This window comes from Aeromonas sp. 600479 (assembly GCF_049175515.1).
Taxonomy (GTDB): domain Bacteria; phylum Pseudomonadota; class Gammaproteobacteria; order Enterobacterales; family Aeromonadaceae; genus Aeromonas; species Aeromonas veronii_A.
The window spans coordinates 127607-143115 of the sequence record NZ_JAAKVF010000012.1; the positions used below are offsets into that span (position 1 = coordinate 127607).

14 protein-coding genes and 2 tRNA genes are annotated in these 15509 nt (G+C 60.4%); 9 read left to right on the plus strand and 7 right to left on the minus strand.

Going from position 1 to position 15509, the window contains the following annotated elements:
* Positions 1–25: 25 nt before the first annotated feature.
* The 3 genes from glgB to msrB all read left to right on the plus strand — a co-directional run bounded on the left by glgB (position 26) and on the right by msrB (position 4814).
* Positions 26–2203 carry a 1,4-alpha-glucan branching protein GlgB gene (gene glgB / locus G5149_RS13910; protein WP_421212674.1) on the plus strand — a complete coding sequence of 726 codons (2178 nt, stop codon included), beginning with the start codon at positions 26–28 and terminating at the stop codon, positions 2201–2203.
* A complete protein-coding gene (gene glgX / locus G5149_RS13915; protein WP_337073469.1) occupies positions 2203–4359 on the plus strand; it encodes a glycogen debranching protein GlgX in 2157 nt (718 codons plus the stop codon). The genes glgB and glgX overlap by 1 nt, the downstream gene beginning before the upstream one ends.
* Before the next feature lie 68 nt (positions 4360–4427).
* Complete coding sequence (msrB, locus tag G5149_RS13920) at positions 4428–4814, plus strand: peptide-methionine (R)-S-oxide reductase MsrB (protein ID WP_040068248.1); 387 nt, start codon at positions 4428–4430, stop codon at positions 4812–4814.
* A 73-nt stretch (positions 4815–4887) separates the two neighbouring features.
* Here the strand turns inward: msrB and chrA are convergent, their stop codons facing one another.
* Positions 4888–6039 (minus strand): chromate efflux transporter, encoded by a 1152-nt coding sequence (gene chrA, locus G5149_RS13925; RefSeq protein ID WP_421212685.1) that lies wholly within the window; start codon positions 6037–6039, stop codon positions 4888–4890.
* 73 nt (positions 6040–6112) lie between these two features.
* Entirely contained in the window at positions 6113–6568 is a 456-nt protein-coding gene (locus G5149_RS13930) for a nucleotide triphosphate diphosphatase NUDT15 (RefSeq protein WP_279499404.1), read from the minus strand.
* 195 nt (positions 6569–6763) lie between these two features.
* Here G5149_RS13930 and G5149_RS13935 point away from each other — a divergent pair, with 195 nt between their 5' ends.
* Complete coding sequence (locus G5149_RS13935) at positions 6764–6991, plus strand: hypothetical protein (RefSeq protein ID WP_005335715.1); 228 nt, start codon at positions 6764–6766, stop codon at positions 6989–6991.
* 145 nt (positions 6992–7136) lie between these two features.
* Positions 7137–7454 carry a hypothetical protein gene (locus G5149_RS13940; RefSeq protein WP_005343224.1) on the plus strand — a complete coding sequence of 106 codons (318 nt, stop codon included), beginning with the start codon at positions 7137–7139 and terminating at the stop codon, positions 7452–7454.
* 124 nt (positions 7455–7578) lie between these two features.
* Here G5149_RS13940 and G5149_RS13945 read toward each other — a convergent pair whose 3' ends face one another.
* On the minus strand, positions 7579–8055 hold the full coding sequence (locus G5149_RS13945; RefSeq protein WP_005304871.1) for an Lrp/AsnC family transcriptional regulator: 477 nt from the start codon (positions 8053–8055) through the stop codon (positions 7579–7581).
* A 467-nt stretch (positions 8056–8522) separates the two neighbouring features.
* Here G5149_RS13945 and G5149_RS13950 point away from each other — a divergent pair, with 467 nt between their 5' ends.
* On the plus strand, positions 8523–9341 hold the full coding sequence (locus G5149_RS13950) for a Cof-type HAD-IIB family hydrolase (RefSeq protein ID WP_337073467.1): 819 nt from the start codon (positions 8523–8525) through the stop codon (positions 9339–9341).
* A gap of 51 nt (positions 9342–9392) precedes the next feature.
* On the opposite strand, the gene G5149_RS13955 is transcribed toward G5149_RS13950, so the two are convergent.
* Positions 9393–9956, minus strand: a complete 564-nt coding sequence (locus tag G5149_RS13955) for a DUF2799 domain-containing protein (protein WP_043821759.1) — start codon at positions 9954–9956, stop codon at positions 9393–9395.
* A 207-nt stretch (positions 9957–10163) separates the two neighbouring features.
* On the opposite strand from G5149_RS13955, the gene G5149_RS13960 reads away from it, so the two are divergent.
* On the plus strand, positions 10164–11003 hold the full coding sequence (locus G5149_RS13960) for an isopenicillin N synthase family dioxygenase (RefSeq protein WP_337073466.1): 840 nt from the start codon (positions 10164–10166) through the stop codon (positions 11001–11003).
* Between the two features lie 212 nt (positions 11004–11215).
* Positions 11216–12529, plus strand: coding sequence for a sodium-dependent transporter (locus G5149_RS13965; RefSeq protein ID WP_337073465.1), 1314 nt, complete (start codon positions 11216–11218; stop codon positions 12527–12529).
* Positions 12530–12532: 3 nt separating this feature from the next.
* Here G5149_RS13965 and G5149_RS13970 read toward each other — a convergent pair whose 3' ends face one another.
* Positions 12533–13252 carry a transporter substrate-binding domain-containing protein gene (locus G5149_RS13970; protein ID WP_337073464.1) on the minus strand — a complete coding sequence of 240 codons (720 nt, stop codon included), beginning with the start codon at positions 13250–13252 and terminating at the stop codon, positions 12533–12535.
* A gap of 431 nt (positions 13253–13683) precedes the next feature.
* On the opposite strand from G5149_RS13970, the gene G5149_RS13975 reads away from it, so the two are divergent.
* A complete protein-coding gene (locus G5149_RS13975; protein ID WP_421212678.1) occupies positions 13684–14997 on the plus strand; it encodes a sodium-dependent transporter in 1314 nt (437 codons plus the stop codon).
* Positions 14998–15325: 328 nt separating this feature from the next.
* Here the strand turns inward: G5149_RS13975 and G5149_RS13980 are convergent.
* Both G5149_RS13980 and G5149_RS13985 read right to left on the minus strand, forming a co-directional pair.
* Positions 15326–15401: transfer RNA gene (locus tag G5149_RS13980), tRNA-Val, on the minus strand.
* Positions 15402–15417: 16 nt separating this feature from the next.
* A tRNA-Lys gene (locus G5149_RS13985) sits at positions 15418–15493 on the minus strand.
* Between the last annotated feature and the right edge of the window lie 16 nt (positions 15494–15509).

Below are 15509 nucleotides of genomic sequence, written 5' to 3' on the forward strand. Positions count from 1 at the left end.
TGCTCTGTCATGAAAGGAAATCTCGATGCTCGTTGAACGTTTGGTTGCTGCCCGCTGTTCCGATCCCTTCTCTCACTTAGGCCTGCAGGCCAATCCGGATGGGCCCGGCCTCAAACTGACCGCCTGGTTGCCTGATGCCCTCGAAGTCCGCGTCAAGGATCTCAAGTCGGGCAAAGTCGTTGCCACCCTGGCGCCCACCGATGAATCGGGTCTTTTTGAAACTGTTTTCACCCGCCGCAAAAACTCCTTCCCCTATCAGCTGCTCGCCAGCTACCAAGATGCCACCACCGAGGTCATCGACCCCTATCAGTTTCAGGATGCCGCCTGGGCAGGCCTGGCCGAACTGACCGCCCAGCCGGAAAACCTCTACCACACCCTTGGCGCCCAGCTGCGCACCGTGGAACATCTTGGCCAACAGGTGGAAGGGGTGCGTTTTGCGGTCTATGCACCGAGCGCCACCGCTGTGAGCCTCATCGGCGATTTCAACTTCTGGGATGGCCGCCGCCATCCGATGCAGCGCAGCCTCTGCGGTCACTGGGTGCTGTTTGTGCCGGGCCTCAAGGCCGGGGATCGCTACAAGTTCGAGCTCAAGGATCCCATGGGCAACCGGTTGCCGCACAAGAGCGATCCGGTCGGCTTTTACTGCGAGCAGTATCCGTCGTTCGCTTCCGTGGTCTATGACCACGCCCAGTACCAGTGGCATGATGCCGAGTGGATTGCCAGCCAGCACAACGACAAACGCGAGCAGCCGCTCTCCATCTATGAGCTGCATGTCGGCTCCTGGAAACGCCACCCCAACGGCGACAGCCTGAGCTGGCGCGAGCTGGCGGTGGAGCTGGTCGCCTACGTCAAGGAGATGGAGTACACCCACATCGAGCTGCTGCCGGTCTCCGAGCACCCCTTCAGCGGCTCCTGGGGCTACCAGCCGGTGGGCATGTTCTCCCCCACCAGCCGCTACGGCACCGCTGATGATTTCAAATACTTCGTCGACCAGTGCCACCAGGCCGGCATCGGCATCATTCTGGACTGGGTGCCCGCCCACTTCCCGTCCGATGCCCACGGCCTGGCCCGTTTCGATGGCACCCCGCTCTACGAATATGAAGATCCGCGCCGTGGCTGGCACCCGGACTGGAACTCCTACATCTATGACTTTGGCCGCGACACAGTGCGCCAGTTCCTGGTAGCGAGCGCCCTGTTCTGGCTCGACAAGTTCCACATCGACGGACTGCGGGTGGATGCGGTCGCCTCCATGCTCTATCTGGACTACTCCCGCAACGCCGGTGAGTGGGTACCGAACGTCGATGGCGGCAACCACAACTACGAGGCGATCAGCCTGCTCAAGTGGACCAACGAGGAGGTCTATGGCAAGTATCCCCACGCCATGACCATAGCCGAAGAGTCCACCGCCTTTGCCGGGGTCTCCCGCCCCACCTTCCTCGGCGGCCTGGGTTTTGGTTTCAAGTGGAACATGGGCTGGATGCACGACACCCTCACCTATATGCAGAAAGAGCCGATCCACCGTCGCTACCACCACAACGACATGACCTTCTCCATGGTTTACCACTATGACGAGAACTTCATCCTGTCGCTCTCCCACGACGAGGTGGTGCACGGCAAGCACTCCATGCTCTACAAGATGCCGGGCGACGAGTGGCAGCAAGCCGCCAACCTGCGGGCCTACATGGGCTTCATGTACGCCCACCCGGGCAAGAAGCTCAACTTCATGGGCACCGAGATCGCCCAAAGCAACGAGTGGAACCACGATGCCCAGCTGCCGTGGCATCTGCTGCAATATCCCAAGCATGCCGGTCAGCAGCGGCTGATCCACGATCTCAACCACCTCTACCGTCATGAGCCTGCCTTGTATCAGGCCGATTATGAGCAGACCGGCTTCCGCTGGCTGGATCACAACGATGCCGACAACAGCATCTTTGCCTGGCTGCGGGCGGACAAAGAGGGCAAACAGACTATTGTGGTTGCTTGCAACTTCACCCCGGTGCCCCGTATCGAATATCGGATCGGCGTCCCTGCGGCGGGCCACTATCGGGTGGTGCTCAACACCGACAGCGAGTATTACTGGGGTAGTAACTATGATGTAGGTCTGGTGTTCGCTGCCGAACCGACCCCCTGGCAGGGGATGGCACACAGCATAGTGCTGGATCTGCCGCCGCTGGCGACCTTGTTTATCAAACAGGAGTCTTGATGCTTGTAATGGAAAAAGGGGCGGGCCACCCGCTGGGGGCCCGCCTTGACGAGAACGGTTGCCACTTCTGCGTCTGGGCCCCCCAGTCGGACAAGGTGGAGATCTGCCTGTACGACGAGCAGGAGCAGGAGCTGATGCGGCTGGAGTTGCCGGGCCGCCGTGGCCAGTATCGCTTTGGCTACGTACGCGGCGTAAAGGCCGGTCAGCGCTACGGCTACCGGGTCTATGGTACCCCGCAGGAGGGGATGCTGTTCGATCCGCAAAAACTGCTGATCGACCCCTACGCCAAGGCGCTCAGCCGTCCCACCTACTGGGATGAAGCCCTCTATCAGGGGGACAGTGCCAGGATGATTGCCAAGTCGGTGGTGGTGGATGACAGTTTTGACTGGCAAGGGGTTGGCAAACCCGGGATCAGCCCGGCCCGCACCATTATCTACGAGACCCACGTCAAGGGCTTTACCAAGCAGCACCCGGGGATCCCAAAAGCGCTGCAGGGCACCTACCTTGGCATCAGTCACCCGCTGGTTATCGAGCATATGAAGAACCTCGGCATCACCTCGGTGCAGCTGATGCCGGTGGCCGCCTTCATGTCGGAACCGCGACTGGAGCAGCTGGGACTGACCAACTACTGGGGCTACAACCCCATCGCCTTCTTCGCCCCTGAGCCGCGTTACAGCACCCGAGCAGACGAGGCAGTGACCGAGTTCAAGACCATGGTGCGCGAGCTGCACCGGGCCGGGCTCGAGGTGATCCTGGATGTGGTCTACAACCACACTGCCGCCTCTGGCTTCGACGGCCCTACCCTCTCGTTCAAGGGCTTTGACAACGCCGGTTACTACGCCTTCGAAGCAGGCCCCCACGGCCCGGACTACACCCGTCACGCCAACGTGACCGGCTGTGGCAACAGCGTCAATCTGGATCACCCCAACACCCTGCGACTGGTGCTCGATGCCCTGCGCTACTGGGTCACCGAGATGCAGGTGGACGGCTTCCGTTTCGATCTGGCGGTGACGCTGGCGCGGGAAGCGGGAGAGTTCGAGCCCATGGGAGCCTTCTTCAAGGCGGTGATGGCCGACCCTGTGCTGTCACAGGTCAAGCTCATCGCCGAACCCTGGGATATCGGCCCCTTCGGCTACCGGCTGGGTCAATTCCCGAGCCAGTGGCAGGAGATCAATGACCGCTACCGCGATACTGTGCGCGCCTTCTGGCGCGGTGATGCGGGCAAGATGGGGGACTTTGCCACCCGTCTGGTCGGCTCGCGAGATATCTTCCCGAAGAACTGGCGCTCGCCTCACAGCAGCGTCAACTACCTCTGCTATCACGACGGTTTCACCCTGGAGGATCTGGTCTCCTACAACCAGCGCCACAATCAGGCCAACGGTGAAGACAATCGGGACGGCCACGGCAACAACCTCTCCTATAACCACGGGGTAGAGGGGCCGACTCTGGATCCGCGGGTCAACAGCCTGCGCCAGCAGCAGAAGCGCAATCTGATTGCCACCCTGCTGCTCTCCCAAGGGACTCCCCACTTCCTCGCCGGGGACGAGATGGGCCGCAGCCAACTTGGCAACAACAACGCCTACTGTCAGGACAACCAGATCAGCTGGGTCAACTGGCAGTGGCGACCGGAGGATGAGCGGCTGTTCGCCTTCACCCAGCAGATGATGGCGCTGCGGGCGGAGTCCTGCGTCTTCTCCAACCTGCAGCTGAGCGACGACAGCTGGAATGGCACCCCGTCCAACTGCCATCAGGTCAACTGGTATCACCCGGACGGCCACCAGCTCACCGATCAGGATTGGCACGCCCCCATGGGGCAGGCGTTCGCCATGGATATCGGCATGATCAACTGTGTCGGCGAGCGCTGGTACGTGCTGTTCAACGCCAGCGACTACGATATCCAGTTCCGCCTGCCGCCGCCGGGGGAAGGGCTGGAGTGGATCCAGACCATCGACACCGCCACCAACGATGGGCTGCCCTTCCTGCCCGATGACATCAAACGGCAGGTAGCGGTCGGCCGGGCCCACTCCCTCAAACTGCTGGAGCGGGTGGCGCTGGCCAGCACGGCGGAGGATGCCCAGCCACCGCAGCAGGATATTCTCCCTGCATCCGGTGAGGAGATGGTTGCCACCTCGATCACAGATACAGGCAAAGCATAAGAGGCATGCTGGAGTCGGCTTTACGGAGCCGCTATGCTGGGCTCGGGTATGGATGGCAAGGAGTCGGTATGAGCAGTAACAATCCGGAACAGTGGCGCAGCAAACTGACCGCCGAGCAGTTTCACGTCTGCTGGGAGAAGGGCACCGAACGCCCCTACAGCGGCGCCCTGCTCCACAATCGCAAGAGCGGCGACTACCTCTGTGTCTGCTGCAAGAGCGTGCTGTTTCACTCAGGAGCCAAGTTTGATTCCGGCTGCGGTTGGCCCTCGTTCGACAAGGCCATCGAGGGGACGGTTGAGTACACCGAAGACAACAGCCACGGCATGAAGCGGGTGGAGATCACCTGCCGCCAGTGCGGCTCTCACCTCGGTCACGTCTTCCCCGATGGACCGACCGAGACAGGCCAGCGCTACTGCGTCAACAGCCTGAGTCTGGATTTCGATCCCGACGCTTAAGCGGCTGACCCATTGCAATAAAAACGGCGCCTCCATCACGGAGGCGCCGTTTTTTATCGGGATTTCACCGGCTTCACGCCAGCAGGATGGTGGCCATCACCAACAGGGCCGCGATGGCCAGCACCGGCAACTTCAACGCCCGCAGCAGATAAAAGCCGATGGCCGCCAGCGCCAGATCGGTCGGCGCCAGCACCGCACTCTGCCACACCGGCTGATAGAGCGCCGCCAGCAACAAGCCCACCACGGCGGCGTTGATGCCGGTGACGGCCCCCGCCAGACGGGGTCGGGCCAGCCACTGTTGCCAGCAGGGGCCCACCGCCCAGAGCAGCAGAAAGCCGGGTGCAAAGAGCGCCAGGGTCGCCAACAGGGCCCCGATCATCGGCATCTCGGGCTGCAGCTGGGCGCCAAGATAGGTGGCAAGGATAAACATGGGGCCCGGCACCAACTGGGCCAGGCTGTAACCGGTCAGAAACTGCTGCTCGTTGAGAGTGTGGCCCACGCTCTCTTGCAGCAGCGGCAACACCACATGGCCACCGCCAAACACCAGACTACCGGCGCGATAGAAGTCGGCAACCAGCTGGCCAAGCGGGCTGCCGAGCAGCGGCAGGCCGATAAAAAGGATGCCAAACAGCAGCAGGGTCGGCCAATGAGGCTGACTGCTGGCGGCAGAAGGCAGCTCGGCGGAGGCTGGGCGACTCCCCGCCCCGCGCTGGCTGCGGGCGCAGATCAATGCAGCTCCCGCCAGCATCAACAGTTGAGTCAGCAGACCGGGCTGCCACCAGAGTGCAGCAGCGGTCACCACCATAATCCCTTGGGTCATTACCGTGGCACAGAACTGACGACTCATGGTGAGCACCGCATCGGCCACCACGATGAGCGCCAGCAGCTTGAGGCCGTGCAGCGCCGCATCAAGCCACAGATTGCTGCCCAGCTGGCCGATGCCGATCGCGGCCGCCAGTAGCAGAAAAAATGAGGGAAGTGTGAAGCCAAGAAAAGCAGAGAGCGCCCCGCCCAGACCGGCGCGATGACGACCGATGGCGAAACCAAGCTGGCTGGAGGCGGGCCCCGGCAGCAGTTGGCACAGCGCCAGCAAGCGGGCAAATTCGGCCTGTGTCAGCCAGCCAAGCCGCTGGACGAAGGTGCGCTGGAAATAGCCAATATGAGCGGCCGGACCACCAAAGCTGATGCATCCCAGCCATAAAAACTGAATAAATACCTGTCCCACGCTCTTCTCCCTCATCCCTCTTCTCCCGATGGAGAGGGGATATTATGACAGCGCGATGATCGTTTTATGACAATCAGACTGATTCGGCCGACACTATTGGCACATCACTCGGCAAGTAGCAGCGTCCCGCCAGCCAGCAGGCGATGGACTGACGGCTGGCGTCGAAATGGGGCTCGGGCAACTCGCGCGGATCGCACCAGACCCAGCCTTCGCACTTCTCCGGCTCCAGCAGCTGCGGCTCGCCATCGGCCTTAGCGTGCAGCGTCACCGAGATATAGTGCAGCCCGCTCTCGCGCCAGGTCTCCAGATTGTTGGTCACCGCCACCACCTCGGGCCCGTGGATCTCAAGTCCGGTCTCCTCGGCCACCTCGCGGATCGCCGCCGACTCGAAGCTCTCCCCCAACTCCAGATGACCACCCGGGATCGACCAGTAGGGGGCATGGCTCCCTTTGCGCTTGCCAAGCAGCACCTGGCCTTGGGCGTTAGTCAGAATGACGCCGACCCCGACGCGGGGATAGAGAGTGGACATGAAAACGCTCCTTCAATCAGGCAGTAAAACGGCCCCACCTTAGGCCCAAGGAGGGCACAGGGCAAGCCCCGGCTGCACGGCACCTGCGCCTGTCGGTGGCCCCTCCCCTTGCCCCTTAACCGGTTATCACTGATGCTGGGGAGTGGAGAGGTCATCCCAATCCTCTCAGTCCCCCATTACCTCGAGGAGTCCGCCATGAAAAAATTGCTCCCCCTGTGCGCCCTGCTGCTCACGGCTTGCCAAACCACGCCGCCCCCCAACTCGCTCGCCATCGATGATGCCGACGCCTGGCAGGCCATTTGCAAAGATGGCACCCGGGTTCGCGCCGTGGTGGCAGAGGGGATCTGTGGGGATCATCGCGGGGTAGCCATGTGGACGAATAAGCCAAGAGCTGAACGGATGGCAGAAGAAGCCGCCAAATAGTGTGATCCAGGCACCATAAAATGACACTGCCGGCCAATTGGCCGGATTTTTTCGCGATCTCGCCAGCACTTTGCCACCTTGTTCATGGTGCGCTCAGTTTTCTGTTCCCATACTGGCCCTACAGTTCCAAAAGAGGAGAGACAAGATGCAAACATCCATCGTCGGGCTCTCCATTCTGTGGGGGCTAGCCAGTTTTGGTGTTCAGGGGGATTTCATCGAGAGCCGTGATTCCGTTGCGCCATCCTGGCAAGCCGAGTCCAGAGTGGAGATGGAAGGTTATCTGATTGAATCGCTTGGCGAAGATCGCTGGTTGTTCGACAACGGCAGCGAAAGCCTGCTGGTCTCCCTGCCCGAGGGGCAGTGGGTGCCGACCGGCGAGCGGCTGCGAGTCAGCGGCGAACCGCAGCAGGAGCAGAGCGGCTGGCTGCTGCAGGTGGAAGACATCAGCCAGGTCAGCGTCTGACCACAGCAGTAGCCATTCCCCGTCACCGCGACAGCTAATCCAGAACCAAATAACCAATACCGCATAACAGAAAGAGGAGGCCACTGGCCTCCTCTTTCTGTTTATATGAGCGGTTTGTGCGGGCTCACCCCAGATGGTTGAGCGGCAGCGCCGTCTTGTGCTTGATGCGGCGCAGCACGAAGCTGGAGCGCACTCCGGTCACCCCCGGAATATGGGTCAGCTTGTCCAGCAAGAAGTGCTGATAGTGCTCCATGTCGCGCACCACCACCTTGAGCTGGTAGTCGGCATCATTGCCGGTGATGAGGTCACACTCCAGCACTTCGGGCAACTCGCTGATGGCGCGATCGAAGTTTTCGAACCGCTCCGGCGTGTGTCTGTCCATGGAAATGTGAATGTAGGCGGTGAGGGTGAGGCCAAGCTGGCGGGCGTTGAGCAGAGTAACGTGGGTGTCGATGAGACCGGCATCCTCCAGCGCCTTGACCCGGCGGGAGCAGGGGGACGGCGAGAGCCCCACCAGCTCGGCCAGCTCCAGATTACTGATGCGGCCATTCTCCTGCATCAGCTCGAGAATATGTCTGTCTATGCGATCAAGTTTCAGCATTTACCCTTCCTCGTTGCAATGACTAATCTACTTTTTCTAGATTAAGGGTGAACTATTGCAAAAACAACCGAAATAAGTGGTTACTTTGCAACCACTCACCAGCACGGGAGGGATACTATGGTTACATCTTCCGGTGGCAAAGCAGATACCTGACCGGGTCTCTGCGGTGAAGGACCTTACCGGGTCAAGAGCCCCATCAGCCGTCTTACCTTATCGGGAAACGACGGGCTGGAACGAGAGAACCCCCTCCCCGAAGGCAACAAAGCAGGCATCCCGGCGCCTGCTTTGTTGTTTTTAGTGCTAGCTGGTTATCCCATAACCCCGCTCCCGATCACAACCTTGCCGCTCGACGGCACGGAACCCTTGCATGGCATTGATGGTTTTGGGAGTTTATTGCTCATCCCATGACGGTGGAGTGATATGGATGGCTGCAGCCACCACCCACCGTTCGCATCTCCGGAGGAGCTATGAGTGAGTACAAGGCCATCGCGCTCGATATGGATGGCACCCTGCTGACCCGTGATCACAAGATCTCGTCGGCCACTCGGGCAGCACTGGCGCAGGCCCGCGCCCACGGCATCAAGGTGCTGCTGGTCACGGGGCGCCACTATATGACGGCGCGCCCCTTTCACCACGAGCTGGCCCTCGATACTCCCCTCATCTGCAGCAACGGCGCCTATCTCTATGATCCGGTGCAGAACGGGATCCTCAGCGGCGACCCGCTGGCTACCGCCCCGCTTACCGAGCTGCTGGCCGCGGTCGAAGCTCAGCAGATGGGCGCCCTGTTCCACCTGAGCGAGGGCATTGGCTACATCGGCTGTGAAGAGCATGTCACCCGCATCCGCCACTGGTCGGCCAATCAGCCGGACCACCTCAAGATCGCCCTCCACCCGGTCGAGGAGCTGGCAGGCTGGCTCGACAACCCGGTCTGGAAGCTGGAGCTGTTCAATCAGGATCCGGCACGCCTGCACACCTTTATGGGCGAGGTGGTCGAGCAGATGCCCTTTACCCGTGACTGGGCGGCCCCCTATGCGGTGGAGCTGGTACAGCCCGGTTGCAGCAAGGGCCACCGACTTGCCCAGTGGGCTGCCAGCGAAGGGATTGCGATGAAGCAGGTGGTGGCGTTTGGTGACAACAACAACGACATCAGCATGTTCGAGCAGGTGGGGCTGGCGGTGGCCATGGGCAATGCGGCCCCGCAGATCCAGAGTCATGCCCATCGGGTCACGGCCGACCACAACGAAGATGGTATCGCACTGGCGTTGCAGCGCTGGGTACTGCCCTGAGCTGACAAGATGCAACATGGCCAGCACACGGGTTGGCCATGAAGAGAGGAATTAACCGCCGAAGGAGAACTGGATCACCCGATCCGGATAGCGCAGACGGTTATACTCCCGACGCAGGGATTCATAGTGGCGAATGGCGCGATTACGCTTGGCGCGGTAGTAGTCGCGCTGCTCGCTGTTGGTCTCGTTGCGGATGCTGCGCTCCAGCTCATCGATCTCCCGCTCGGTGCGATCCAGCTCGTCGCGGATCTCCCGCAGCCGGGTCGCCAGCTTGTACTCTTCATAACCGCGCTGGTACTGCTTGAGGAAGCTGGCATCGTTGGGACAGACTCCCAGATACTCCTGCCCCTCCTTACCCTTGCTGTAAGCCAGCTCGGGAATGCAGTAGAGCTCCAGCCCCTTGTCGTAACCCCGCTTCCACTCTGCCTCGTCCACCTTGAGGCCATACTCGCCGCAGGTAGAGACGTAGTCCCGCGCCTGATTGCGGGTCTTGCCCTGCTCACCATCCTGATAGCCAAGGTTGTACCAGCTCATGGTGCGGCACTCATCTTCCGACAGGGAGCTGCATCCGGCCAGCAGCAGTGGCAGGGTGAGCAACAGGATCTTCGAGGACATGGACAGACTCCGGAAAAGACAGTGGCTGGCATTCTAGTGAGGATGGGCAGGCAGGACAAGGGAGCCACTCTCGCCACTATCCGCCTCTTTTATCTGATGTTTTTATCACTATCAGGCAGGGGGCGGCCGCTGGAGGCCGCGTCCCTTTCCTTGTTACGGCTTGCAGGGTAAACTGCGCCATCTTTTAACTGGCGCGCAACAAAAATAATGAAAGTCCTGACCGTCGATTACCGCTCACCCAATGCGGCCCAACGCTTCACCGAATCCCTGCGAACCACCGGCTTTGGCGTGCTGACCAACCACCCCATCCCGAAAGAGCTGGTGCAGTCCATCTACGACAACTGGTATCGCTTCTTCATGAGCGAGCAGAAGCAGGATTTCCTGTTCAACCGCGAGACCCAGGATGGCTACTTCCCACCCTCGGTCTCCGAGGTGGCCAAAGGCCATAGCCAGAAAGACATCAAGGAGTACTTCCACATCTACCCCTGGGGCCAGATGCCGGAAGAGCTGAAGGAGCAGGCGATGGAGTACTACCGCCTCGCCAACGGTCTGGCCGCCGAGCTGCTGGGCTGGGTAGAGCAGTACACCCCGGCCGATATCGCCGCTCACTACAGCTGCCCCCTCTCCTCGATGATCGAAGAGAGCCAGAAGACCCTGCTGCGGGTGCTGCACTACCCGCCGTTCGATGGCACCGAGGAGCCGGGTGCCATCCGCGCCGCCGCCCACGAGGATATCAACCTGCTCACCATTCTGCCCGCCGCCAACGAGCCGGGGCTGCAGGTGAAGGGTTCCGATGGCGAGTGGATGGATGTGCCGTGCGACTTTGGCACCCTCATCATCAATATCGGCGATATGCTGCAGGAAGCCTCTCGCGGCTACTACCCCTCCACCACTCACCGCGTCATCAACCCGACCGGTGGCAGTGCCAGCAAGTCACGCATCTCCCTGCCGCTGTTCCTCCACCCGCGCCCGGATGTGGTGCTCTCCGAGCGCCATACTGCCCACAGCTACCTGATGGAGCGGCTGCGGGAGCTCGGTGTGATCTAGTCCGCAGACGAGCTGTTGTCAGAGACCAAACCGGAGCAATCTCGCTCCGGTTTTTATTTGGTGGCAGGATTGGGCAAAAAACAGAATTAAATTAGCCAATTATGCCAATAAATCGCATTTACACCTGATAACCGTCGTAGTGATTGCGCCGTGACCTCCGTAACATGAGCGCCATTCTGCCCCTGCCCAAGGGGCGCTCGATTGGAGTTCTTATGAAGCAGTCCCAATGGTCATCCCGACTCGGCTACATCCTCGCCGCAGCGGGTTCCGCGGTCGGTATCGGCGCAATCTGGAAATTCCCCTATGTCACCGCCGTCAACGGCGGCGGCGCCTTCCTGCTGGTCTTTCTGCTCTTCAGCTTCACCCTGGGGGTTGCGGTACTGATGGGGGAAACCCTGCTCGGCAGCATGAGTCGCCGCGGGGTAGTCGGAGCCTTCTCCGATCTGCTCGGCAAACAGTGGCGCTGGGTTGGGGTAATGGGGGTGATCTCTACCCTGCTCATCTACTGCTTCTACAGCGTGGTGGGCGGCTGGACCCTGGGTTATACCGGCATGGCCATCTCCGGTCAGCTCAATCATGGCGATGCGGCAGCCCTCACCGCCCGCTTCAATGACTATGTCAGCGGCGACGTCTGGCCAATCCTCACCCATCTGCTGTTTGCCGCCCTCACCTGGATGGTGGTGCAAGGAGGCATTCAGAAAGGGGTGGAGCGCACCTTGCGCTGGATGATGCCGGCCCTGTTCCTGATGATCCTGATGCTGGTCGCCTTTGGCATCACCCTGCCCAATGCGATGGCGGGGGTTCGTCACTTCCTGATGCCCGACTTCAGCAAGCTGGGGATGTCCGGCGTGCTCGATGCCATGGGGCTGGCCTTCTTCTCCCTCTCCATCGGTCTGGGCATTCACACCACCTACGGCGCCTATCTGCCGACCAGCGAAGGGGTTGGTCGCTCAAGCCTCTGGGTGGTGCTGCTGGCCAGTATGGTGGCGGTACTGGCGGGCTTGATGATTTTCCCGGTGCTGGCCTCGACCGGTATCGACCCGGCCTCCGGCCCCGGTCTCACCTTTATGACCATGCCGGCAGTATTTCAGCTGCTGCCCTTCGGTCAGGTGCTTGAGGTGATCTTCTTCGCCCTGCTGGTCTTTGCGGCGCTCTCCTCGGCCATCTCCCTGCTGGAGCATTTGCAGTGCTTCCTGTGCGAAACCTGGGGCTGGTCGCGTCGTAACGCCTGCAGCGCCATCACCCTGTTCGTCATGGTGTGCGGCATTCCGGTCAGCCTGTCGTTTGGCCCGCTGCAACATGTCACCCTGTTTGGCAAAACCATCTTCGAGCTGCTCGACTTCATCACCTCCAACCTGATGATGCCGCTGTTCGGTCTGATGCTGACGCTGCTGCTGGGCTGGAAACTGGGTCGCAAGGCGCTGCCGCAGGGGCTCTCTGCCCACTGGCATCATCTGCTGATGAACTGCTGGCGCTGGATTGCTCCGCTGCTGATCGGCGGGATCCTGGTTCGCGGTCTTATCTGAGGATCAATGATGATGGGTGGGCTCACCGGCCCGCCCCTCTATGGCTCTCACCTTGTCCACGGCTTGCTGCCAGCGGGCAATCTCACCATCGTCAGTGGCTCTGGAGAAGGCGATGTAGAGACCGGCCTCATGAAGCAGCACGCCACTGCTGACGATGCTGCGCCGGGATAACCCCATCTTGTCGAGGGTGGCCTCCATCACCAGCTCCGCCATCGGCAAGGCATCGATCTTGCCCAGCATCAGCCGCTCTATCGCCTCCCCGACTGTCTTGTAGCGCACCAGATTGGTGTAGCCCTCATGGGTCAGCCGCACGTCATCGGCATTACCCAGCACGACCCCCACTCTGGGCAGATCCCGCAGCTGTGCCAGCGAGGTCAGCGGGTGGCGACTATCCGGCGCCTGATAGATAAAGACCCGATTGATAAAGAGCGGGCCAACCCATTTGAAATGAGACTCCCGCTCCGGGAGCCGCTGTACCACGAACAGTCCATAGCCGGGCTCGACCCGTGCCAGCGCCAGCGCCCGCTTGAGCGGGTAAATCCGCACCGGATAGCGGGTGCCAAGCTCCTCCTGCACCTCATCAATCAAACGAATGGCGAAGCCATCAAGCTTGCCATCGCGGTATTCGGTAAAGGGGGGTAAGTCGTGACTCAGCAGGGTTAATCCGGACTGCGCCGACACACTCAGGCTGATCAGTAACCAGGGCAGCACCATCCATCTCATACGACATCCTGTCTCATCGTTGTTCCCGTCAGCGCCATGTAGCGGTCACTAGTTCCAGAAGAAGCTACGTCGATTATCGCCCAGTAAATAGCCACAAGGTAGAAAAGATACGGCCCGGCGAGGTTTTCCCCCATTGAGTTGTACGTATAGCCAGAGTGGTGACAGCGGCACACATAAAAAATTTTTGATTTTATGTGTCAATTATTCTTTCCATGGTTTAGGCTGTTCCCTCATTCATTGGTCAGGTTGCCACCTCATGTCTGCCATCCTCGTGCTGTTTGGTCGATTTTTTAGCTCGCAAGAGAGGTGACCTTGCACGCACAGTTTTTCTGAATGTTCATTGCAAAGGTCGCCTCGGGCGGCCTTTTTGTTGTCTGTCGTTTATTGCTACAGAGGAGTATTGCTTCGATGTCGTGTTACCCGGAGGTTGTATGAGCCAGGTTCAGTGGTCTTCCCGTCTCGGTCATGTGCTGGCCGCAGCAGGCACAGCGATTGGCCTTGGTGCCATCTGGAAGTTTCCCTATGTGACCGCCACCAATGGCGGTGGCGCCTTCCTGCTGGTGTTTCTGCTGTTCAGCTTCACCCTGGGAGTAGCGGTACAGGTCGGCGAAACCCTGCTCGGCAGCCATAGCCAGCGCGGGGTGCTCGGCGCTTTTCGCAAACTGGTGGGGCCGAACTGGCGCTGGATGGGGTATATGGGGATCGCCTGCGGCTTCTTTATCTACAGCTTCTACAGCGTGGTCGGTGGCTGGACCGTGGGTTACGCCGCGCTGGCGATGGCTGGCAAGCTCAACCTGAGCGAGGGGAGCGCCCTCACCGCCCTGTTCAACGGCTATGTCAGCAACCCCTGGTGGCCGGTGCTGACCCATCTGATCTTCGCGGGCCTGACCTGGTGGTTCGTGCAGGGGGGTATTCAGAAAGGGGTGGAGCGGGCACTGCGCTGGATGATGCCCGCGCTCTTCATCATGATGCTGCTGCTGGTGGGGGTCGGTCTCTCCATGCCGGGCTCCATGGCGGGTGTGCGCCAGCTGCTGCAGCCGGACTTCTCCATGCTGACCGGCCAGAGCGTGCTGGACGCGCTGGGGCTGGCCTTCTTCTCCCTCTCCATCGGGCTCGGGGTACACACTACCTATGGCGCCTACCTGCCCAATAGCGAAGGGGTGCTGCGCTCCGGGGTCTGGGTGGTCACACTGGCAAGCCTTATCTCGGTGCTGGCAGGCTTGATGATCTTCCCGGCGCTGGCCTCCACCGGCATCGATCCCACCGCGGGCCCAGGGCTCACCTTTATGACCATGCCTGCCGTGTTCAGTCATCTGCCGTTCGGTCAGGGATTAGGTGTGGTCTTCTTCCTGTTGCTGCTGGTGGCCGCGCTCTCCTCCTCCATCTCCATGCTGGAGCATCTGGTGCGCTTCACCACCGAGGAGTGGGGCTGGTCGCGTCGTGGTGCCTGCCGGGTGTTGACCCTGCTCATCATGGCCTCCGGCATTCCGGTGAGTCTGTCGTTCGGCCCCTGGAGTGATCTGACCCTGTTTGGCAAGACCATCTTCGAGTTGCTCGACTATCTGACCTCCAACCTGATGATGCCGCTGTTTGGTCTGGTACTGACCCTGTTGCTGGGCTGGCGATTGGGTGATGCCATATTGCCTGCGGGCCTGTCACCCACCCTGCGTCTGGCGCTGCTCTGGTGCTGGCGCGTGGTGGCGCCGCTGCTGATCAGCGGGATCCTGATCCGCGGGATCATGTAGCACCTTGCGCATCTTTGCGGGCAGGCCTTGGCCTGCCCTTTTTATTGCTGGCGTTTGCTTTAACAGGCGTTCATATGAACAGCATCACGATGGACAGGAGTGCAGTCTGGCAATCTTGGCAGAGCAGAGTAGAGGATGTGCGAAATGACAGAGTGGCAGAGTGGCAGAGTGGCAGAGTGGCAGAGTGGCACTATAAGAGGTGGTGCTCGGCTCGCCACAACGGCAACAAAAGAAGCTGGAGTACTGAATTTCGGGCAAAAAAAAATCCCCATCTGAGTGGGGACTTTCTCTGCAACTGAAGCAGATATCTCAGCTTCGCTTGCGAATATGGTGGTCGTTACTGGGATCGAACCAGTGACCCCCTCCTTGTAAGGGAGGTGCTCTCCCAGCTGAGCTAAACGACCTGGGATTCTGAAATGATGGTGGGTCGTGCTGGATTCGAACCAGCGACCAATTGATTAAAAGTCAACTGCTCTACCGACTGAGCTAACGACCCATCTAAATCATTTTTT

What these genes read in the sequence shown, in the direction of transcription:
- G5149_RS13970 (WP_337073464.1), bottom strand. Translation starts at nt 13,252, where the DNA reads ATGAGATGGATGGTGCTGCCCTGGTTACTGATCAGCCTGAGTGTGTCG.
- G5149_RS13935 (WP_005335715.1), top strand. Translation starts at nt 6,764, where the DNA reads ATGAAAAAATTGCTCCCCCTGTGCGCCCTGCTGCTCACGGCTTGCCAA.
- G5149_RS13940 (WP_005343224.1), top strand. Translation starts at nt 7,137, where the DNA reads ATGCAAACATCCATCGTCGGGCTCTCCATTCTGTGGGGGCTAGCCAGT.
- glgX (WP_337073469.1), top strand. Translation starts at nt 2,203, where the DNA reads ATGCTTGTAATGGAAAAAGGGGCGGGCCACCCGCTGGGGGCCCGCCTT.
- G5149_RS13960 (WP_337073466.1), top strand. Translation starts at nt 10,164, where the DNA reads ATGAAAGTCCTGACCGTCGATTACCGCTCACCCAATGCGGCCCAACGC.
- G5149_RS13975 (WP_421212678.1), top strand. Translation starts at nt 13,684, where the DNA reads ATGAGCCAGGTTCAGTGGTCTTCCCGTCTCGGTCATGTGCTGGCCGCA.
- G5149_RS13955 (WP_043821759.1), bottom strand. Translation starts at nt 9,956, where the DNA reads ATGTCCTCGAAGATCCTGTTGCTCACCCTGCCACTGCTGCTGGCCGGA.
- G5149_RS13950 (WP_337073467.1), top strand. Translation starts at nt 8,523, where the DNA reads ATGAGTGAGTACAAGGCCATCGCGCTCGATATGGATGGCACCCTGCTG.
- G5149_RS13930 (WP_279499404.1), bottom strand. Translation starts at nt 6,568, where the DNA reads ATGTCCACTCTCTATCCCCGCGTCGGGGTCGGCGTCATTCTGACTAAC.
- glgB (WP_421212674.1), top strand. Translation starts at nt 26, where the DNA reads ATGCTCGTTGAACGTTTGGTTGCTGCCCGCTGTTCCGATCCCTTCTCT.
- G5149_RS13945 (WP_005304871.1), bottom strand. Translation starts at nt 8,055, where the DNA reads ATGCTGAAACTTGATCGCATAGACAGACATATTCTCGAGCTGATGCAG.
- msrB (WP_040068248.1), top strand. Translation starts at nt 4,428, where the DNA reads ATGAGCAGTAACAATCCGGAACAGTGGCGCAGCAAACTGACCGCCGAG.
- G5149_RS13965 (WP_337073465.1), top strand. Translation starts at nt 11,216, where the DNA reads ATGAAGCAGTCCCAATGGTCATCCCGACTCGGCTACATCCTCGCCGCA.